The 19,494-nt window shown below is 61.8% G+C and carries 16 protein-coding genes; 11 read left to right on the plus strand and 5 right to left on the minus strand.

Going from position 1 to position 19,494, the window contains the following annotated elements:
* Positions 1-139 precede the first annotated feature (139 nt).
* From AC0L2A_RS00995 to AC0L2A_RS01030, 8 genes are all read left to right on the plus strand, one after another.
* Complete coding sequence (locus AC0L2A_RS00995; protein WP_023799652.1) at positions 140-1,813, plus strand: aromatic/alkene/methane monooxygenase hydroxylase/oxygenase subunit alpha; 1,674 nt, start codon at positions 140-142, stop codon at positions 1,811-1,813.
* Between the two features lie 54 nt (positions 1,814-1,867).
* Positions 1,868-2,929 (plus strand): 2Fe-2S iron-sulfur cluster-binding protein, encoded by a 1,062-nt coding sequence (locus tag AC0L2A_RS01000; protein ID WP_473509461.1) that lies wholly within the window; start codon positions 1,868-1,870, stop codon positions 2,927-2,929.
* Positions 2,930-2,979: 50 nt separating this feature from the next.
* Positions 2,980-4,038 (plus strand): aromatic/alkene monooxygenase hydroxylase subunit beta, encoded by a 1,059-nt coding sequence (locus AC0L2A_RS01005; protein WP_023799650.1) that lies wholly within the window; start codon positions 2,980-2,982, stop codon positions 4,036-4,038.
* Positions 4,039-4,055: 17 nt separating this feature from the next.
* A complete protein-coding gene (locus AC0L2A_RS01010; protein WP_023799649.1) occupies positions 4,056-4,427 on the plus strand; it encodes an MmoB/DmpM family protein in 372 nt (123 codons plus the stop codon).
* Positions 4,428-4,500: 73 nt separating this feature from the next.
* The gene (locus AC0L2A_RS01015; protein WP_473607171.1) at positions 4,501-5,523 is read left to right on the plus strand and encodes an amidohydrolase family protein; all 1,023 of its coding nucleotides are present in this window, start codon (positions 4,501-4,503) and stop codon (positions 5,521-5,523) included.
* 5 nt (positions 5,524-5,528) lie between these two features.
* A complete protein-coding gene (locus AC0L2A_RS01020; RefSeq protein WP_473607172.1) occupies positions 5,529-6,329 on the plus strand; it encodes an iron-sulfur cluster assembly protein in 801 nt (266 codons plus the stop codon).
* A 77-nt stretch (positions 6,330-6,406) separates the two neighbouring features.
* Positions 6,407-8,038 carry a chaperonin GroEL gene (groEL, locus tag AC0L2A_RS01025; RefSeq protein ID WP_473607173.1) on the plus strand — a complete coding sequence of 544 codons (1,632 nt, stop codon included), beginning with the start codon at positions 6,407-6,409 and terminating at the stop codon, positions 8,036-8,038.
* A 38-nt stretch (positions 8,039-8,076) separates the two neighbouring features.
* Positions 8,077-9,120, plus strand: coding sequence for an NAD(P)-dependent alcohol dehydrogenase (locus AC0L2A_RS01030; RefSeq protein ID WP_473607174.1), 1,044 nt, complete (start codon positions 8,077-8,079; stop codon positions 9,118-9,120).
* Positions 9,121-9,306: 186 nt separating this feature from the next.
* Here AC0L2A_RS01030 and AC0L2A_RS01035 read toward each other — a convergent pair whose 3' ends face one another.
* The 3 genes from AC0L2A_RS01035 to AC0L2A_RS01045 form a co-directional block, all read right to left on the minus strand.
* The gene (locus AC0L2A_RS01035) at positions 9,307-11,307 is read right to left on the minus strand and encodes a sigma-54-dependent Fis family transcriptional regulator (protein WP_473607175.1); all 2,001 of its coding nucleotides are present in this window, start codon (positions 11,305-11,307) and stop codon (positions 9,307-9,309) included.
* A 153-nt stretch (positions 11,308-11,460) separates the two neighbouring features.
* The gene (locus AC0L2A_RS01040; protein WP_473607176.1) at positions 11,461-11,934 is read right to left on the minus strand and encodes a hypothetical protein; all 474 of its coding nucleotides are present in this window, start codon (positions 11,932-11,934) and stop codon (positions 11,461-11,463) included.
* Positions 11,935-12,201: 267 nt separating this feature from the next.
* A complete protein-coding gene (locus AC0L2A_RS01045; RefSeq protein WP_027156426.1) occupies positions 12,202-12,852 on the minus strand; it encodes a GntR family transcriptional regulator in 651 nt (216 codons plus the stop codon).
* A gap of 198 nt (positions 12,853-13,050) precedes the next feature.
* Here AC0L2A_RS01045 and AC0L2A_RS01050 point away from each other — a divergent pair, with 198 nt between their 5' ends.
* The 3 genes from AC0L2A_RS01050 to AC0L2A_RS01060 all read left to right on the plus strand — a co-directional run bounded on the left by AC0L2A_RS01050 (position 13,051) and on the right by AC0L2A_RS01060 (position 17,563).
* Positions 13,051-14,445, plus strand: coding sequence for a malonyl-CoA decarboxylase (locus AC0L2A_RS01050; protein ID WP_128245231.1), 1,395 nt, complete (start codon positions 13,051-13,053; stop codon positions 14,443-14,445).
* 22 nt (positions 14,446-14,467) lie between these two features.
* Positions 14,468-15,988, plus strand: a complete 1,521-nt coding sequence (locus AC0L2A_RS01055) for a malonate--CoA ligase (RefSeq protein WP_473607177.1) — start codon at positions 14,468-14,470, stop codon at positions 15,986-15,988.
* Between the two features lie 225 nt (positions 15,989-16,213).
* The gene (locus tag AC0L2A_RS01060; RefSeq protein WP_091589963.1) at positions 16,214-17,563 is read left to right on the plus strand and encodes an SLC13 family permease; all 1,350 of its coding nucleotides are present in this window, start codon (positions 16,214-16,216) and stop codon (positions 17,561-17,563) included.
* Between the two features lie 176 nt (positions 17,564-17,739).
* Here the strand turns inward: AC0L2A_RS01060 and hutC are convergent, their stop codons facing one another.
* Together hutC and AC0L2A_RS01070 are read right to left on the minus strand one after the other, a co-directional pair.
* Positions 17,740-18,474 carry a histidine utilization repressor gene (gene hutC / locus AC0L2A_RS01065; RefSeq protein ID WP_023799637.1) on the minus strand — a complete coding sequence of 245 codons (735 nt, stop codon included), beginning with the start codon at positions 18,472-18,474 and terminating at the stop codon, positions 17,740-17,742.
* Positions 18,471-19,493: a zinc-dependent alcohol dehydrogenase gene (locus tag AC0L2A_RS01070; RefSeq protein ID WP_473607178.1), complete on the minus strand. Its 1,023-nt coding sequence runs from the start codon at positions 19,491-19,493 to the stop codon at positions 18,471-18,473. The genes hutC and AC0L2A_RS01070 overlap by 4 nt, the downstream gene beginning before the upstream one ends.
* Between the last annotated feature and the right edge of the window lies 1 nt (position 19,494).

The following is a 19,494-nucleotide window of genomic DNA, read 5'->3' on the forward strand; positions in this document are numbered from 1 at the left end:
ATCCACTTGAATGGCCGGACCATGAGTCGCGCCTGAATGCGCAACCCTTTGTCGTGCCGTTCGCACTCTCACTAGCGGTGCCGTGCGCCGCTCCATGCCGGGGGTCAAGGGACCTGCGGCTCAAACCTGGTGGAGGCTTATGACCATGACGTCTCTGACGCTCAACAAAATTACCTCGCAACGCGGAATTTCCGTCGGCGAGGCAACCAAGAAGATTGCCGATCTCGGCTGGAATCCTTCCTACGTCCAGGAAGCGATGACGTTTCCGACGGACTATAAGATCAACAAGACGCCGCGCGACCCGATGAAACAGGTCCTGCGGTCCTACTTCCCGATGCAGGAAGAGAAGGACAACCGGGTTTACGGCGCGCTGGATGCGGCATTGCGCGGCGACATGTTCCGCAATGTGGAACCGCGCTGGGTCGAGTGGATGAAACTCTTTCTGGCGATCATTCCCTTCCCGGAAATCTCGGCTGCCCGCTCGATGGCGATGGTCGCCCGTATCGCTCCTGGCGAGGAACTCAGGACCGGCTTCACGATGCAGATGATCGACGAGTTCCGGCACTCGACGATCCAGATGAACCTGAAGAAATGGTACATGGAGAACTACATCGATCCGGCTGGCTTCGACATCACCGAGGAAGCCTTCGGAAAATGCTACGCCACGACCATCGGCCGGCAGTTCGCTGAAGGCTTCATCACCGGCGACACCATGACTGCCGCCTGCATGTACCTGACCGTGGTGGCCGAAACCGCCTTTACCAACACGCTCTTTGTCGCCATGCCTTCGGAAGCCGCCCGCAACGGTGACTATGCGCTGCCGACCGTCTTCCTGTCGGTGCAGTCCGACGAGAGCCGGCATATCGGTAATGGCCACTCACTGCTGATGGCGGCGCTCAAGGAGCCGGAAAATCACCTCTTGCTCGAGCGCGACCTGCGCTATGCCTTCTGGCAGAACCACGCGATCGTCGATGCGGCCATCGGCACCTTCATCGAATACGGCACCACCAACCGCGACAAGAACAAGGAGTCTTACGCGGAAATGTGGCACCGCTGGATCTATGAGGATTACTACCGCACCTACATGCTGCCGCTCGAGAAATACGGCATCAAGGTCCATCACGACGACGTCCAGGCGGCCTGGGAACGCATCACCAAGAAGAACTATGTCCACAAGGTCGGACAGTTCTTCGCGGTCGGCTGGCCGGTCAACTTCTGGCGCATCGAAGCCCAGACCGACAAGGACTTCGAGTGGTTCGAGCACAAATATCCGGGCTGGTACGCCGAATTCGGCGACTTCTGGAAATGGTACGCCAAGCTCAGCCACAAGGGCGAGAAGGTACTGCTGTTCAACAGCGACGTCGGCTACGTCTATCCACATCGCTGTTGGTCCTGCCTTGTTCCCTGCCTGATCCGCGAGGATATGGTGGTCGGCGAGATCGACGGCCAGTTGCACACCTTCGCCCACGAACTCGACAAGTGGACTGCCACCGTGGCGTTCGCCGACGAATATCAGGGCCGTCCGACACCCGCGATGGGCCGCTTCAGCGGCAAGCGCGAATGGGAGACGCTCTATGACGGCTGGGATCTGGCCGATGCCATCAAGGACCTGAACTTCGTCCGCTCCGACGGCAAGACGCTGGTCCCGCAGCCGCATATGCGTTTCGCCGACAAGGAGATGTGGACGCTGGACGACGTGCGAGGCAACAAGCTCGGGTCGCCGCTCAACGCGCTGCGTGCCATGTCACCCGCGGACCGTGAGAAGCACCTGGCGGAATACCGGGCCGGCTTCACGATCACCCCCTGCAACTGATCAGGCCAAAGGGGGGCGGGTTCGTCCCGCCCCTTCCTTTCACTGGAGGTCCGTATGTCGGAAACCCACACGGTCAGGCTCAGCCCGGTCGGCGTCGAATTTGATGTCGAAAATGGCGAAACGGTACTCAACGCCGCTTTCCGCCAGGGCATCGCCCTGCCGCACGGCTGCAAGGAAGGGCAATGCTCGGCCTGCAAGAGCGTGTTGCTCGAAGGCGAAGTCGACATGCTGAAATACTCGACTTTCGCGCTGAACGACATGGAGAAGGAGAGCGGCCACGTCCTTTTGTGCCGCTGCATCGCCTACTCCGATCTGGAAGTCGAGCTTCTCAACTACGACGAGGAGATTTTGGCGAAAGCGATCGCCGTGAAGACGTTCAACGGCCGGATTGCTCTGATCGAGCACCTGACCCACGACATTCGCGGCATCGAGATCGAACTCGGCTCGCCGATAAAGTTCTGGGCGGGGCAATATGTCGACATCACGGTTACCACGGAAAAAGGGGAGACGATTACGCGCTCGTTCTCCATGGCAAATACGCCGGACCAAACCGAAAAACTCTGCTTCATCATCAAAAAATACCCTGAGGGAAAGTTCTCTGGAGAACTCGATTCCGGAGGAATCAAGGTTGGAGCTGAAGTCACCGTCGTCGGACCCTACGGAACCTGTTTCCGTCGGGAAGAACGGCAAGGACCCCTAGTCCTGGTCGGCGCCGGCTCGGGCATGTCGCCGATCTGGTCGATCCTCAACGACCATCTGAAGAGCGGCGAGAAACGTCCGGTCTATTTCTTCTACGGTGCCAGGACCCGCAACGACCTGTTCTATCTCGACAGGATCGCCGAGCTGATCGGCCAGCATTCGGATGTCACTTTCATTCCCGTGCTGTCGCACGCGACTGAGGACGCCGAATGGGAAGGCGAACGCGGTTTCGTACACCAGAGTGTCGACGCCAAGCTCAAGCAACTTGCGGTCGACGGGCAGGGCGATGTCCATGCCTGTGGCCCGCCACCGATGATTGATGCGCTTCAGCCGGTTTTATTCATGAACGGGTTCGAGACGGAGCGGATCTTCTTCGACAAGTTCACCACATCGACAGGTGCTACGCCGACCCACTGAGGGGACGGCCACGCAACTGCAACCACAACTGCAACAAGGGAGTGAAGACTATGCCAGCTATCTCGAGTTCAGTCGGATCCGGAGCCGCCGGCGCGGCGATCTTTGCCGATTCCGACAGCCGGAAGTACCGGTATTTCGACCCGAAGGGCCAGCGCGCCACGCACTACGAAGACATGACGGTCGACGTACAGCCTGACCCGGAGCGTTACCTGATCCAGGACTGGATCATCTCCTTTGCCGACGGCAAGGGCGCTTATGTCAAGCAGAACACTGCTGCGCAGAGCTCCAACTGGCATGCCTTTCGCGCCCCCGATCAGGAGTGGGAACGCACGCACTACCAGCGCCAGTCGAAAATCGAGACGATGGTGCAGAGCGTCATCAACAACGCCCGCAAGTCGGGGGCGCCCAAGACCTTCGACAAGGCCTGGGTCAAGATTCTGCAGACGCAGCTCGGCGCCTGGAAGCACTCCGAATTCGGGCTCGGCACCTCGCTGATGCAGGCGCAGCGTTACGGCTACACCCAGATGATCAACAACGCGACGCTGACCAACTCGTCCTACAAGCTGCGGCTTGCCCAGGACATCACGCTCTACCTTGCCGAGATCGGCATGGACCTTCCCGGCTGGGACGACGAACTTGGCAAGAAGGCCTGGCTCGAGGACAACAACTGGCAAGGTACCCGCGAGGCGGTCGAAACCATCATGGGCGCGACCGACTATCTCGAACAGTATTTCGCCATCAACATCGTCTTCGAGCCGCTGGTCGGGGAGGCATTCCGCTCAGGCTTCCTGATGCAGATCGCTGCCGCCAACCACGACTTCATAACGCCTGCGGTGATCTCGGCAGCCGAGGCCGACTACGAACGCAACCTCGCCAACACGATCGACCTCATGCACATGCTCGCCAACGACGAGAAGCACGGCGCGGCGAACAAGAAGCTCTTCCAGGGCTGGGTCGAGAAACACGGCGCGCTCGCCGACAAGGCAGCCACCGGCCTGCAGCCGATCTGGTCGATGCCGCATTCCAAGCCGGTCGCCTTTGCGGATGTCCGTGCCAAATCCGAGGAACGGATTGGTCAGATACTCCGCGAACTTGGCCTCAAGCGCTGACACAGGGAGAAACCGTCATGTCAACTGCAGCACGCGACGCATCGCAATCCAACATCTTCAGGGCGATGAAGGACATCACCTTCGAACAGACGATTTCGCATCAGTGCGGCGTCACCATGAACGACTCGGTGGAAGCCAGGGCCATCGCTGAATTCATGGGCCTGAAGCCGAACGTAACCGTAACCTACCAACCGGCGATGATCCGGATCGATGGCACCGGCAAGCTGATCTTCAAGATGGATGAAATCAGCGAATATCTCGGCCGCGAGATGACGGCGGAGACCTTCGAGGTCAACAGCTCCACCCACTACGGGCGGATGGTGCGCATCGACGACAACACCGTGATCTTGTTCGGCAACATGGACGAGATGTTCGAATACATCGAATAGCCGGCAAAAAATCAGGCGTGCCGCCTGATTGCGGCACGCCGAACCGATCAACAGGCATCTTGCGGAGGAAAGAATGTTTAGGACACCGGCAGGTAAGGACATTTTCGTGGTCGACGGCCACACCCATTTCTGGGACGGCAGCCCGGAGAACCAGAAGAATATTCACGGCAAGCAGTTCATCGATTGCTTCTACGCCTATCACACGGGGATGAGTCCCAAGGACCAGCTGTGGGAGAAGAGCAAGTTCGAGAAATACAGTGCCGACGATCTCTATCGCGACCTGTTCATTGACGGTCCAGACGATATGGCGATCGTCCAGTCGACCTATCTCAAGGACTTCTACAAGAACGGCTTCAACACGATCGAACGCAACGCCGAGGTGGCCAAGCGTTATCCGGAGCGTTTCATCGTCAACGGCGCCTTCGATCCGCGCGACGGTGAGAAGGCGCTTGAGTACATCCATTTCCTCAAGGAGACCTACGACGTCAAGGGCGTGAAGATGTACACGGCCGAATGGAACGGCGCCTCCAAGGGCTGGAAGCTCACCGATCCCGATGCCTACAAATGCTTCGAACTCTGCGACAAGCTCGGCATCAGGAACATCCACGTCCACAAGGGCCCGACGATCCTGCCGCTCAGCAAGGATGCGTTCGACGTGCATGACGTCGATCATGCGGCGACGGATTTCCAGGGCCTCAACTGGATCATCGAGCATTGCGGCCTGCCGCGTCTTGACGATTTCTGCTGGATCGCGACGCAGGAAACCAACGTCTATGGCGGGCTTGCGGTGGCGCTGCCCTTCATCCATGCTCGCCCGCGCTATTTCGGCGAGGTCATCGCCGAACTGTTGTTCTGGATCGGGCCGGAGAAAATCCTGTTCGGTTCCGACTACGCGATCTGGACGCCACGCTGGCTGGTCGAGAAATTCTGGGCCTACCAGATCCCCGACGACATCGCCGCAGAACGCGGCGTGCAGCTGACCGACGAGATCAAGGAGAAGATCCTCGGTCTTAATGCCGCGCGTCTCTACGACATCGACATCGCAGCCAAGAAGAAGGCGCTCGCCAGTTCGCCCTTCAGCATCGCGGCGGAGTAGGGGCCATGGCAACCGCCGCCAGCGTTTCCGGCAACCGCGAGAAGGAGCTCTGGCGGTGCCTTGGTGAGGTCAATGACCCCGAGCTCGACGAACCGATTACCGAGATGGGCTTCGTCGAGCGAGCCGTGATGACGGGCGATGGCAGCGTGGAGATAGATTTCCGCCTGCCGACCTACTGGTGCTCGCCCAACTTCGCGTTCCTGATGCTGGACGGCGTCCGCAAGGCGCTCGACCAACTCTCATGGTCGCCGGCCTATCGCGTCGAGCTGCACGACCACATGTTCGCGGAAGAGGTCAATCGCGGCATGGCAGCCGGCAAGACTTTCGGCGATATTTTCGCTGAACTTGCCGAGGATCAGGATCTCGGCGCCTTGCGCGAAACGTTCAGGATGAAGGCATTCAAGCGGCGCCAGGAGGCCGTTTTGCGGGGCCTTCGGCAGCATGGTCTGACGGATCGGGAAATCCTCGGCATGGACCTGCCGGCATACGACGTCGCGCGGCTCGAGGCGGGCGAAGCGGCCAAACAGAAGCCGAGATACCGGGCGGCTCTGATCGAGCGTTTTCCCGGCCGCCGGGCGGATGATCCTGTCTTCGTGACCTGGGAAGGGCAACGCATACCGACTGCCGCACTCGGCGCCCATCTCGCTGAACTGCGCGGTGTGCGCGTCAATATGGAGTTCAACGGCGCGCTTTGCCGTGGGCTCAAGCAGACCAGATACAAGGAACTGGATGTGGTCGACGGCGAACCGACACTGGTCGATTTCATCATGGATCGCGTGCCGGCACGAGCCACGCCGACCGCCTGAAGCAGAGCCGAAAACAACGGCCTCCCTCGCACGAGGCCCCTAACCAACAACCCGCCCGTAAGGCGGAAGGAGGAATCATGCCCAAAATAATGCTTCACAACTCCGACGCCCGCCGCGCTCTCGCCCGTGGCGTCTTTCGGCTGGCCGCTGCCGTCGAGCCGACGCTCGGCCCCAAAGGCATGAACGCCATGATCGATCGGCCGATCGGCACGCCGATGGTGACCCGTGACGGCGTCAGCATCGCCTCCGAGATCGAATTGCACGACCGTTTCGAAAACATGGGCGCGCAGGTCGTTCGCGAAGTGTCGATGCAAACCAACGAGGTCGCCGGCGACGGCACCACGACTGCCATCGTGCTCGCCAACGCTCTCATCCAGGGCGGTGTGGAGGCGAATGAACGCGGCGTGAAATCCGTCGATCTGTGCAAGGGCATCGACCTTGCCGTGGCGGCGGTGGTGGCGGCGCTCAAGGCTTCGGCCAAGCCGGCTAAGGGCAACGGCATTCTCGCCTCGGTCGCCAACATCGCGGCGACCAATCCCAAGCTTGGCGCGCTGGTGGCGGAAGCCCATCAGCGCGTGGGTGCCGAAGGTGTCATCACCACGGACTTCAGCGTCACCACCGAGACCACGCTCGATGTGGTCGAGGGCATGTCCTTCGACCGCGGCTATCTCTCTCATCACATGGTGACTGACCAGGAGAAGATGGAGGCTGTTCTCGAACGGCCCTACATCCTGATGACCGATCTCAAGATCAAGGAACCCGGGCAGCTCGATGCGGCTCGCCGCATTGCCGCCGAGGATGGTCGGCCGCTGCTGATCGTGTCCGAGGAAATGTCGCCGGAAGTCGTGGTGACGCTGCTCGGCAAGCAGGGACCTGGAAAATACCTCGTTGTCCATCCGCCGGAATATGGCCATTGGCGCAAGGCGATGATGGAGGATCTGGCGATCATCACCGGCGGCAAGGTGATCGCGCGCGACCTCGGCGGTCGGCTGGAGGACATCACCGCCGACGATCTCGGAACGGCTGACCGGGTGAAGACCAGTTCGTCCTACACCTCGATCATCCGCGGCGGCGGCGACCACGCGGCAATCGCGTCGCGTCGCGCTCAGGTGCAGCGGCAGTATGAAGCTTCGCCGCCGAATATCGATCAGGACAAGCTGCGCGAACGCCTGGCCAAGCTTTCTGGCGGCACCGCGATTCTCTATGCCGGCGGTGTCACGCCGGTCGAGCAAAAGCGAACCATTCAGCTCATCGAGGATTCGCTGAATGCGGTGCGCGCCGCATCCGAAGAAGGCGTGGTCGCCGGAGGTGGCTCGGCGCTTGCCCAGATCGCGCCGCTGCTCGACAAGGTGGCGGCAGACGTCGACGGCGATGTCGCCGAAGGCGTGCGGCTGGTGCGATCGGTGCTGTCGCGGCCGCTCTGGCGCATAGCCGTCAATGCCGGCGCCGATCCCGAAGCGGTCGTGGCGGAAGTCACGCGCATCAACGGCGGCTACGGCTACAACGCGTCTGCCGGCAGCTACCAGAACATGTTCGAGGCAGGGATCATTGATCCGGTCCGCGTCACCTACACAGCGCTCGCCAACGCAGCTTCGGTGGCGACGCTGATCCTGACCACCGAAACGCTGATCGGCCATCTCGCCGAGGACGAGGACCCGACGGCCGGACCGGCTCGCGGTGGTGGCTCTGAAAAGCTCGGCCGCGCCTGAAGCAATCCGAACAATCTCGACGTTGAAAGGATACGACGATGAAAGCTGCCAGACTTTACGAATACGACCCGCATATGAACGTCCAGCTCAGGGTCGAGGAGGTCAAGGCGCCGACCATTACCGCTCCCGACGATGTCATAGTGCGGGTAGGTGCTGCCGGCCTCTGCCGCACCGACCTCCACATCATCGAGGGTGTGTGGAAGCCGACCATGGATCCAGAGGGGACGCTGCTGCCTTACATCATGGGCCATGAAAATGCAGGCTGGGTCGAGGAGGTCGGCAGCGGCGTCAGGTCGGTCAAGCGCGGTGACGCCGTGATCTGCCACCCCTTCCGCTCATGCGGCATCTGCCTCAACTGCCGGCATGGCGAGGACATGTACTGCGACAACGGCCAGTTTCCCGGTCTTGGCATGAATGGCGGTTTCGCCGAGTATTTCATTGCCGGCGAGCGTTCGCTGATCAAGCTGAACGCCAATGTCACGCCGATCGAAGTGGCGCCGTTGGCCGACGCCGGCATCACTGCCTATCGCGCCGCCAAGCGGGCGGCCAAGCTGCTAAGACCAGGGAGCTATTGTGTGCTGCTCGGCATAGGCGGGCTCGGCCATATCGCGCTGCAATCGCTGCACGCGATCTCGGGTTGCCGCATCATCGCCGTCGATCGCGAACCGGCGGCGCGTGTGCTGGCCAAGGATCTCGGCGCCGATTTCGTCCTCGACGGCGGGCCGAATGTCGTCGAGGAGGTCAGCCAGATCACCGGCGGCGGCGCCCATGTGGTCATCGATTTCGTCGGCGAACTCGGCGTCGAGAACATCTGCTGGAAGATGGTGCGCAAGGGCGGGCAACTGTTCGTCGTCGGCTATGGCGGCAACATCAACGTGCCGACCGCGCATCTCGTCATCGAGGAGATCAACATCGGCGGCAGCCTGGTCGGCAATTTCACCGAGCTTGTCGAACTGATGGAGCTCAACGCCGACGGCAAGGTGAAGATGCACTACACCGAATACAACCTTGCCAGCATCAACACCGCGCTCGACGATTTCAAGAACCGTCGGTTCACCGGCCGCGGCGTCATCGTGCCCTGAAATATATGGACCGGATTTCGCGCGGGCGGGTGCGGTGTCCGGTCACATCTAGGGGAGAGAAAGGGTCCAGGCGTCATATCCAAGTTCGGCGCTGCTGTGGTGATTTCGCTGACCGTTGGCATGGCTTTCCCCAGCCAGTGGCGCGAATGCCGCGGAGCGCTTTTGTGCCGGTGACGGGTTCTGATCCTAGAGGAAACCGCGCCGGATGTCGTATTGGTCGAGTTTGCGATAGAGCGTCGGCCGGGAAATGCCGAGCCGCCGCGCGACCCGACTGAGATTGCCGCCCTCGGCTGCCAATGCGTTCTTCATCGCCTGGCGTTCCGCCTCGACGAGTGTGCCTCCAGGCGACTCGGCCGACAGGATCTTGCCATCATCGGACGTGGCGCTGGGCGCCGCGATTTCACCGGGGAGATCGTGGAGCCCGATATCTCGGCCCCGCGCCAGGACATGCAACCGCCCGATGAGGTTCTTCAGTTCGCGTACATTGCCCGGCCATTGATAGGCGAGCAGGGCATCGAGCGCTTCTCGCGAAAATTCCAGCGGGTCCTCGCCCGCTGCGGTGGCGATCTGCCGGTTGAAATGTTCGACCAGCAGCAGCACATCCTCGCCACGCTCGCGCAGCGGTGGAACAGTGATCGAAACCGCGCCAATTCGATAGTAGAGATCGCGGCGGAATCGGCCTGCGGCAATTTCGTGCTTGAGATCGCGATTGGTCGAGGCGACCAGGCGCACATCCACCGGGCGGCCCCGGCTGTCGCCAATGCGGTTGACCACGCGCTCTTCCAGGACACGCAGTAGGAACGGCTGGATCTCGAGCGGCAATTCGCCGATCTCGTCGAGACTGAGGACGCCGCCATGGGCGAGCTCGAAAACCCCCGGTTTGCCTTCACGCGAGGCGCCGGTAAAGGCGCCGGCGACATGGCCGAACAACTCGCTGCCGAACAGGTCCCTGGTGATCGCCCCGCAATTCATGGCGATGAACGGGTCGTTCGCCGTGCGCCGGCTGCCGGCATGGACAAGCCGCGCAAACAGCTCTTTCCCGACCCCTGTTTCACCCTCGACCAACAGCGATGTTACGCTGCTCGACCGGGCGACGCGGCAGGCGACGTCGATGGCGGCATGCAGCGCTTCGCTTTCGCCGACGATCATGGCGACAGCATCCTGAAGATGCTTGTTCACTTCCCGCTGGACCACCGCCGCACTGGAGACTGCCGGCACGGAGGGGAACACCAGCGCCGCGCCGCGGAGGTCGCCATCGAGCTTGAGCGGGGTGATATGGCAGGATCGCAGATGGGCCGGCAGCGCCCTGGCAAGGTCGGCTTCGGAGCCGGAGGACGGAAGGTTCATCAGCCAGCGGCCACGGCCTGGCTCCATCGGGCCGTCCATCATCTCAGTGGCCTCGCCATCAGGCACATTGTTGCAGAAGATGGCACGACCGCGGTGGTCGACGATTACCAGCCCGTCCTTTCGGCGGTAGCCGGGAGCCGATGAAATGAAAGCTTCGAGCAGGCGCGTGCGCTGTTCCTGCTGCTGTTCGGCCAATGCCTTTTCGATCTGCCGGGCTGTCGCGGCGACGAGCGCGGTGTTGTGCGGCCTGAAGATCGGCGAATAGCCTGACAGGTCGACCACACCGATGATCTTGCCGTCCAGCGGGTCGCGAATCGGCGCGCCGGCGCAGGTCCAGGATTTGATGCCGGCACAGAAATGCTCGGCCGCATGCACGAAAGTCGGCTCGCCGGTCCACAGCGCCGTACCGATGCCGTTCGTCCCGACGGCATCCTCGTTCCATTTGCCACCGATGGCAAGGTGGATATCCATGCCGTCATGCAGCGTCTTCTTGTCGCCGATGGCGTCGATCAGCACGCCGTCGCTGTCGGCCAGAACCAGCATCGCGCCGGTCCCGTCCAGTAACTGGCCAAGCGAGGCGAACGACCGCCGCGCCGCCGAAAGCAGTTCTGCGTTGGCCCGGGTAAGATATTCGATTGCGTCGCGATCACTGCTCAGCGGTGCTTCAATGCCTTGAGCGTTGATGCCGCCGGTGACACTGCGGTACCAGGAATCGTGAATGAGGGAGCGGACGTGGCTTGGGTGGACTGGATCGCCGGCGCATTTGGGCTCGTCAGCCAGAAAACTTTCCCAGGCGCGCATGGTGGCACGCTCGTCATAGTCGATGTTGCTCAGAGCCATTTGGCCGGCGGCCAGCGACCTACGCGCCGGAAGGGCATCGATCTTCATTTGATTGGGGGCTATCTCGCGTTTCATTCAGTCATCACAGAACCTTTGAGGTATGCCATTTCTGTATGCTGTCGCGTTCGTAGGAAGCACGCCCATGCCTGTCGCTCAGTCGATGCCGAGTTTCGCGCCGATGTCGGCGGCAAGCTGCTCTTCGGTGTAGGTGGTGGCGAGGCGGGATCCGTCCAACTCGGCAAGCGCTTCGGCGACGGTTTCGTCGACCGGCGAGAAGAAGCCATTCTGCTTCGTCGCCAGAACGAAGATCTGGTCCCCGCCGCGGTTTCGGATATCGCCGATGTGATGAAGTTGACGGCCGGTGTTCCGATCCTTCGAAATGACGCGGCCGTTCATGGTGACTTGGATGGACGGCTTGGCCTCGGCAACCGGTGCCGCGCCGCCTCCAACATGGATGATGAGACCTTCCGCCTTTGGTTGCTGTCGTGGCTTCCTGGAAGCTGAATAGCCGCCACCGCTGATCTGGTCGGCAAGGCGGACGATGGTCGAGCGGTTCTGCTCGATCAGTCTTTTGACTTGTGCGTCCTCGCGCCGCGGGCCATCCCGCTTGGAGATAATCTCGACCATGAATCCTCCCAGATTCGCTCCGCGTCGCCGTTTCTAAGGCTCAATTCTTCTTTTGCGGTGAACCCTACACCGCCTCGGCGAAGTTCGCCATTCATATCAAGATAGCGCCAAAATTTGCTTTGCTGGTAGCAGGCGGCTGCTACACGGGATTTCAGATAATCGGAACGCCCGCTTGCTCAGATGCACGCCCGCTGCCATGCCGGCCTCGGCATGCGGCTTGGCTTCATTGAGGCGGCGGTGAAGGCGAGAGGCTCGACTTGCGACGGACTATCTGCTCGCCATCGTCGCTACAAGATCGCTGAAACGCTCGCCCTGGATGCTGACATGCTGGCGCAGGAGCGTGCGCGCCTGCTCCGCGTCGCCGGCGAGGATTGCTTCCACGATCGCGCCATGCTCGGCGAACGACGTGGCAACGCGGTTGCGTACGCGCAGTTGGAGACGCCTGTAGGGCTGCAGACGGCGATGCAGTGCGACGCACTGCTCGGCCAGAAAACCGCTGTGGCTGGCAGTGTAGATAGCTTTGTGAAAGCGTTCGTTATCGTAATAATAGGCGTCGCTGTCGCCGGCCGAAGACGAACGCTCGCAATCTGCATGCGCGGCCAGGATGGTTGTGCGATCGGCATCGGTGAACCGTCTCGCGGCCAACGAACCGGCCAAGCCTTCAAGTTCCGCCATCACCTCGAACATTTCGAAAATGCGGTGCGGTCCCGGATCGATCACCACGGCACCCCGGCGCGGCCGGATCTCCACCAGCCCGATTGCGTTCAACTGCATCAGCGCCTCGCGCACCGGCGTCCTCGAGACGCCGAAGCGTGTTGCCAATTGCACCTCGTCCAGTCGTGCACCGGGGGCGAAGTCGTTCGAGATTATGCCGTTTTCAATCTCGTCACGTAGGCGCTGAACGACATTCTCCGACATTTTCTGGGCCTTCCAATGCAGAATGATAAATCTTGTATGCAAGAACGTTGACTTTGCGTACAGGAACGTTTAAGAACAATACCACAAAAGGCAAGTCGCACACAAATGGGTGGACGCATCCGAGCACCGGCACGCGTCGAGGCCGCGCGGCGGGTCTGCTTGCGCCGATTTCGATTTTTTGCCAGGAGGGACTCCGACATGGCAGGCATCTCGTTCTTTAGCGATATGGTGCAAAGCATTACCGATCGCGGCCGCAGGCTGGTTGCGGCAGGGGCGCGCAGCGAACCGGTCCAAGCCGAGACGAATATCGAAACACTCTGCGACATGCTGTTGTCGAGCCGGGGCGAGGCCTCGGGCATGGCATTGGCCGCCGAGGTCCTTCAGCGCTGGGCCCAACTGGACGCGGCCGGTCAGCAAGACTTCGTGCGTATGCTGCACGAACAGTTCGGCCCAGACATCGCCAAGCTTGACAAAGCCATCGAGCGCTACCGCAGCGACAGGAGCTCGGACGCCGTCATCGAACTGCACCAGGCCGCCGAGCCGCGTCGCCAGGAACTGGTGCGCAGACTTAACCTGGCCCCCAAAGGCACGGCAAGGCTGGTAGAGATGCGCGAGCGCCTATTGGCCATGAAGGATGCGACGGAACCGTTTCGCGCTGTCGATGCCGACTTCGCCCACCTGTTCGGCTCATGGTTCAACCGCGGTTTTCTGACCCTGCGTCCGATCGACTGGTCCACGCCAGCTGACATCCTGGAGAAGATCATCAGATACGAGGCGGTGCATGAAATCGCCGGCTGGGAGGAGCTGCGGCGGAGGCTAGCTCCAGCCGACCGCAGATGCTTTGCGTTCTTCCACCCGCGTCTCGCAGACGATCCGCTGATCTTCGTCGAGGTTGCGCTGACCAGGGCGATTCCCTCTGCCATCGCTGATGTGCTCGATGTAAACCGTTCGCCGATCACGGCCCAGGACGCCACCACCGCTGTCTTCTATTCTATCTCCAACTGCCAGGACGGACTGCGTGGCATCTCTTTCGGGAATTTTCTGATCAAGCAGGTGGTGGAGGATCTGCGCCGCGACCTGCCTGGCTTGAAGACCTTCGTGACGCTGTCGCCGGTTCCGGGTTTCGCTGGCTGGCTGGCAAGACTGCGCAAGGCGGCCGATGCCAGCCTCGATGATCGGACCCTCAAGACGCTCGAGCTGCTGGACGATCCGGGCTGGGCGGACAATCCGCAGAAGGCACAGGCCGTTGAAGCGGTGCTTCTCCCGCTCGCCGCACGCTATTTCATTAGGGAACGGGCCACCGGCAGACGGCCGGTCGATCCTGTGGCGCGTTTTCATTTGGGCAACGGCGCTCGCCTTGAACGGCTGAACTTTCTGGCCGATCGCTCCGCCAAGGCGATGCGGCAGTCCCACGGCTTGATGGTCAACTACTTTTACAAGTTGGACGACATCGAGGCGAACCACGAAGCCTTGGCGCAGCATGGCGAAATAGCCGCTTCGCCGGAGGTGAGAAAACTGGCGGCAACCGCTTCGACCGACACCGATATCGCGGCCCCGGTTCGTCGACGCCGCACCGAAATGCAGAAAACCTAATAAGCAGATTGGGAGGAGTTCAATGAGCAATCATCTGTTCGACGCCATGCGAGCATCCGCCAAGTCAGGCGAGTCAATTTTCATCGAGACCATTGATGGTCAGCGTTGGACCTATGCAGATGCGCTGCGGCTCTCCGGACAGATCGCCAGCGCAATTGATGTGCTCGGCGTTCGCCCGGGCGACCGCGTCGCGGTCCAGGTGGACAAGAGCCCGCAGGCTCTGATGCTCTATCTCGCATGCGTGCGCTGCGGGGCGATCTATCTGCCGCTGAATACCGCCTATACGCTGACTGAACTCGACTATTTTATCGGTGACGCCGAACCGCGGCTCGTCATCGTCTCCTCGAAGTCGCGAACTGATGTCGAGAGGATCGCGCACGGCTACGGCGCGATTGTCGAAACGCTCGATGCGGACGGCGCCGGGTCGCTCATGGAGTTGGCCCGGGACGAGTCTGATGATTTTCTCGACGCGGCGCGCGCGCCTGACGATCTCGCCGCGATCCTGTACACATCTGGAACCACCGGCCGTTCCAAGGGCGCAATGCTGACGCACGACAATCTTTTGTCCAATGCAATAGCACTGCGCGAATGCTGGCAGGTGACGGCAGCCGACCGGCTGATCCACGCGCTGCCGATTTTTCACACGCATGGGCTCTTCGTGGCGACCAATGTCACGCTCATCGCCGGCGCCTCGATGTTTCTGCTGCCAAAGTTCGATCCGGAGGAAATCCTTTCTCTGATGCCGCGGGCGACGCTGATGATGGGCGTGCCAACCTTCTATGTCCGGTTGCTGCAGCATGAGGGCCTGAACCGGGAGACGGTCGCCAACATCAGGCTGTTCATCTCCGGCTCGGCGCCGTTGCTCGCTGAAACCCACGCCGCATTCAAGCAGCGCACCGGTCACGCCATTCTCGAACGCTACGGCATGACCGAAACCAACATGAACACCTCAAACCCCTATGACGGCGAGCGAAGGGCAGGGACAGTAGGTTTCCCACTCCCGGGCGTGTCGGTGAGGGTCACCGATCCGGCCACCGGCGAGACGCTCGGACCAGGCAAAACCGGCATGATCGAGATCAAGGGCCCGAACGTTTTCCGGGGTTATTGGCGGATGCCTGAAAAGACCGAGGCGGAGTTCACCAAGGACGGCTATTTCATCAGCGGCGACCTCGGCAAGATCGATGAGGCGGGCTATCTCCACATCGTCGGCCGCGACAAGGACCTGGTGATCTCCGGCGGCTACAACATCTACCCGAAGGAGGTCGAGGGTGAGATCGATCAACTCGACGGCGTCGCCGAGAGCGCGGTCATCGGCATTGCACATCCGGATTTCGGCGAGGGGGTGACGGCCATCGTGGTGCTCAAGCCCGGTGCCACAATGGACGAAAAAGCGGTGCTCAAAGCGCTGCGCGACCGCCTCGCGCGTTACAAGCAGCCGAAACGGGTGATCTTCGCCGAGGACCTTCCGCGCAACACGATGGGAAAGGTGCAGAAGAACCTTTTGCGCGACCGGTTCAGCAATCTTTATATGCCCGCCTCCTAGAGCATGATGCCGAAAAGTGTGAAGCGGTTTTCGGACGACATCATGCTCTATCTCTTTGATTTAGAACCGGATTCAGATTTCAGGTCGACTTGACCTGAAATCATCCGGCTCTAGGAGGCGCTGACGACCCTGCGTTGGGGCTTGGGAGCGAGACCAAAGCAGGCTGATCTACCACCGATGGAAATGAGAACGGGCGCCTGAAGGCGTTTCCCGAGGGAGGAAGCTATGAACATCCAGATTCTGTCGATCGCGCTGCTGGTCGGCATGTTCGTGATCGCCACCATGCAGCCGATCAATATGGGCGCACTCGCCTTCGCATGCGCCTTTCTGGTCGGCTCGCTCGTCATGGCTATGAAGCCGGCGGAAATATTTGCTGGCTTCCCGAGCGACCTCTTCCTGACACTGGTCGGCATTACCTACCTGTTCGCCATCGCCCAGATCAACGGCACTATCGATTGGCTGGTCGAGGGCGCGGTCAAACTGGTGCGCGGACATGTGGCGTGGATTCCCTGGGTCATGTTCCTGGTCGCGGCCGTCATCACCGGCTTCGGTGCGCTCGGACCTGCGGCGGTCGCCATCCTGGCCCCGGTGGCGCTGGGTTTTGCGTTCCAGTACCGCATCAATCCGGTCATGATGGGATTGATGGTTATTCACGGTGCACAGGCGGGCGGCTTTTCGCCGATCAGCGTCTATGGCGGCATCACCAACCAGATCGTCGAAAAGGCGGGGTTGCCGTTCGCGCCGACATCACTGTTTCTCTCCAGCTTCTTCTTCAACCTGGCCATCGCCGTCCTCGTATTCTTCGTCTTCGGCGGCTCGAAGGTGCTGCGTAAGTATTCGGTCGCGTCGGGACCGCTGCCTGACCTCCACCCCGAAGGCGTCACGCAGTCAATCGTCGGCCACGGCGGCACGCCGGCTACTCCGATCAGCCATCACGTCTTTGAGGAGCAGACAAAAAATGTGTCGGCGCTTTCCGGCCTGACTACGGAAAGGCTGACGACATTAGTCGGCCTAACCGCGCTCGCGGTCGGCGCACTCGTCTTCAAGTTCAATGTCGGCCTGGTGGCGATCACCGTCGCGGTCGCGCTCGCGCTCCTCTCGCCGAAGACCCAAAAGGCAGCGATCGACAAGGTCAGCTGGTCGACGGTGCTCCTGATCGCCGGCATCATCACCTATGTCGGCGTCATGGAGAAGATCGGCACGATAGACTACGTCGCCCAAGGCATTTCAAGCCTGGGCATGCCGCTACTGGTTGCACTCCTCCTCTGCTTCACCGGCGCCATTGTATCGGCATTCGCCTCGTCCACGGCATTGCTGGGAGCCATCATTCCACTGGCCGTGCCCTTCCTCCTGCAGGGACAGATCAGTGCCATAGGTGTGGTTGCGGCGATCGCGATCTCCACCACCATCGTCGACACCAGCCCGTTTTCGACCAACGGTGCGCTGGTCGTCGCCAATGCCCGGGAAGCAGAGCGCGAGGGCGTGCTGAAGACGTTGCTGATCTACAGCGCGCTTATCGCCATCATCGGCCCTGTCATCGCCTGGCTGGTTTTCGTGGTCCCCGGTTTGGTTTGAACGGTCGGCCAATCAGTCTGGCCGCTCCGGTGCAATTTGACCGGCGGCCAGACTTGACCCGAAATGATCTGATCGGCGTTAACAAGAAAAACGGCGGCGCAGGCGGAGCTGATTGCCTATCAAGGCAGCCGTTTGGCCGACAGCGCCGCCCGCCCTGCCTGGCGGGCTGTCGCTGCTCATGCGGCGGGTGAGGGCGCGTAGCGGCTGCCCAGCGAATAGCGGCTGCCGACATAGGTGAGCTTGTTGACGGTGGCGACCGCCGCGCCCGACCAGGTCCGCCGATGCAGGAGCAGGCAGGGGTCGCCGGGTCGGATCTTCAAATGGCGGGCCGCCATCTCTTCTGCGGCGACGGCCGAGATCACATGCTCCACTTCCGTCAGCGGCGTCGCCCGCTGCAGGTAGTCGTAGGTGGTGGTCGCCACGAAATCTTGCCGATGGTAGTCCGGTGCGAGCGCCGGATTGACAAAGCGCTCCTCGAGCTGGACCGGCACATCGTCTTCGAAATGCACGATGATCGAATGGGCGACCGGTCTGCGGCGCGTGAACTCGAAGGCGACGACGAGGTCCAGCGCCGGGTTGCGGATCTTCTCGAGGACGATGACCTCGGCCCTGTGGCGTGCGCCGCGCGCGGCGATCTCGCCGGCGATGTTCCTGATTTCGATGAGGGCCGATTGCGGTTTCGGCGGCGCCACAAAGGTGCCTACGCCTTGGATGCGCAGCAGGTGGCCTTCCGAGGTCAGTTCCCTCAGCGCCCGGTGCACCGTCATCCTCGAGACGCCGAGCGTGCTGACCAGCTCGTTTTCGGAAGGCAGCCTGCGGTCCTTCGGCCAGTTGCCGCTGCCGATGTTGCCGAGCACGTAGTCCTTGACCTTTTCGTAGAGCGGCCCGGCGGTTTCGGTAAGCCTGATCATCGTCCGCTCTCCATTCGGACGATGGTCTTCAACCCGTCGCTCGCGCCGTCGATCAGGCGCTGGTAGGCGGCAGGAATTTCGCCGATCGCGATCTCGTCGGACACGAAGCGCGACAGCGCGGGCGCGAGATCGCCAAGCATCGAGACGGCCGGCGCAAGCTCGTCGGCGAAGGCGTGGCAGCCGACAAGCGCGATCTCGCGCTCGACCAGCAAGTTGGGGTCGAGGTCGAGGCGGCCATGCGAAATGCCGACCAGCGCCAGCGTGCCGCCGCCGGCCAAGACATCGAGCAGCCGCGCCATCACCGCCACGCTGCCCGTCGCGTCGATGGCATGGCGTAGATCGGGGGCATGGCGCAGATTGGGATCACAGGGCAGGGCGTCCAGGTCGACGACGGTCGCGCCGCTCACCTCGGCCACAAGATCCGCACGCGCTGCATTGCGGTCGGCGACGAGCACCGGTCTCTCGCTGCGCCGCGACAGGAGCAGCGCCGCCAGCCCGCCGATCGGGCCGCAACCAGCGATAAGCACCGGCGCCCCGGCCGGCGCCGACAGCCGCCGCACTGCGTGCAGGGCGACCGCCAGCGGCTCCGCCATGGCGGCGATTGCGGGATCGAGCGCCGGGTCATGGCGCAGGAGCAGCCGCGCCGGCAGCTGCGTCTTTTCCGCGAAGCCGCCGTCGCAGACCTCGCCTACAAAGCCCAGTGTGGCACAGACATTATGCCGGCCGGCGCGGCAAGCAGGACATTCGCCGCACCAGAAGCGCGAATCGGCCACAACCCGGTCTCCGAGCGCAAACTGGGACACGCCGGCCCCCACGGCAGTCACCTCGCCGGCAAACTCATGTCCAACGACGCTCGGCGCGCGGCTGATCCACTGACCGGTGCGGAAGTTGTGGAGATCGGAGCCGCAAATGCCGGCGGCCGTCACCTTGAGTCGCACCCAGCCAGGCGCTGGTTCGCCGGGAGATGGCACGTCCTCAACCCGCAAATCACCCGCCGCATGGAGTCTGGCCGCCTTCATC

This window comes from Mesorhizobium sp. WSM4844 (assembly GCF_055811775.1).

Bases quoted from the DNA above. Each gene is read 5' to 3' on its own strand.
- AC0L2A_RS00995 (WP_023799652.1), top strand. From the start codon at position 140: ATGACCATGACGTCTCTGACGCTCAACAAAATTACCTCGCAACGCGGA.
- AC0L2A_RS01000 (WP_473509461.1), top strand. From the start codon at position 1,868: ATGTCGGAAACCCACACGGTCAGGCTCAGCCCGGTCGGCGTCGAATTT.
- AC0L2A_RS01005 (WP_023799650.1), top strand. From the start codon at position 2,980: ATGCCAGCTATCTCGAGTTCAGTCGGATCCGGAGCCGCCGGCGCGGCG.
- AC0L2A_RS01010 (WP_023799649.1), top strand. From the start codon at position 4,056: ATGTCAACTGCAGCACGCGACGCATCGCAATCCAACATCTTCAGGGCG.
- AC0L2A_RS01015 (WP_473607171.1), top strand. From the start codon at position 4,501: ATGTTTAGGACACCGGCAGGTAAGGACATTTTCGTGGTCGACGGCCAC.
- AC0L2A_RS01020 (WP_473607172.1), top strand. From the start codon at position 5,529: ATGGCAACCGCCGCCAGCGTTTCCGGCAACCGCGAGAAGGAGCTCTGG.
- groEL (WP_473607173.1), top strand. From the start codon at position 6,407: ATGCCCAAAATAATGCTTCACAACTCCGACGCCCGCCGCGCTCTCGCC.
- AC0L2A_RS01030 (WP_473607174.1), top strand. From the start codon at position 8,077: ATGAAAGCTGCCAGACTTTACGAATACGACCCGCATATGAACGTCCAG.
- AC0L2A_RS01035 (WP_473607175.1), bottom strand. From the start codon at position 11,307: ATGGCTCTGAGCAACATCGACTATGACGAGCGTGCCACCATGCGCGCC.
- AC0L2A_RS01040 (WP_473607176.1), bottom strand. From the start codon at position 11,934: ATGGTCGAGATTATCTCCAAGCGGGATGGCCCGCGGCGCGAGGACGCA.
- AC0L2A_RS01045 (WP_027156426.1), bottom strand. From the start codon at position 12,852: ATGTCGGAGAATGTCGTTCAGCGCCTACGTGACGAGATTGAAAACGGC.
- AC0L2A_RS01050 (WP_128245231.1), top strand. From the start codon at position 13,051: ATGGCAGGCATCTCGTTCTTTAGCGATATGGTGCAAAGCATTACCGAT.
- AC0L2A_RS01055 (WP_473607177.1), top strand. From the start codon at position 14,468: ATGAGCAATCATCTGTTCGACGCCATGCGAGCATCCGCCAAGTCAGGC.
- AC0L2A_RS01060 (WP_091589963.1), top strand. From the start codon at position 16,214: ATGAACATCCAGATTCTGTCGATCGCGCTGCTGGTCGGCATGTTCGTG.
- hutC (WP_023799637.1), bottom strand. From the start codon at position 18,474: ATGATCAGGCTTACCGAAACCGCCGGGCCGCTCTACGAAAAGGTCAAG.
- AC0L2A_RS01070 (WP_473607178.1), bottom strand. From the start codon at position 19,493: ATGAAGGCGGCCAGACTCCATGCGGCGGGTGATTTGCGGGTTGAGGAC.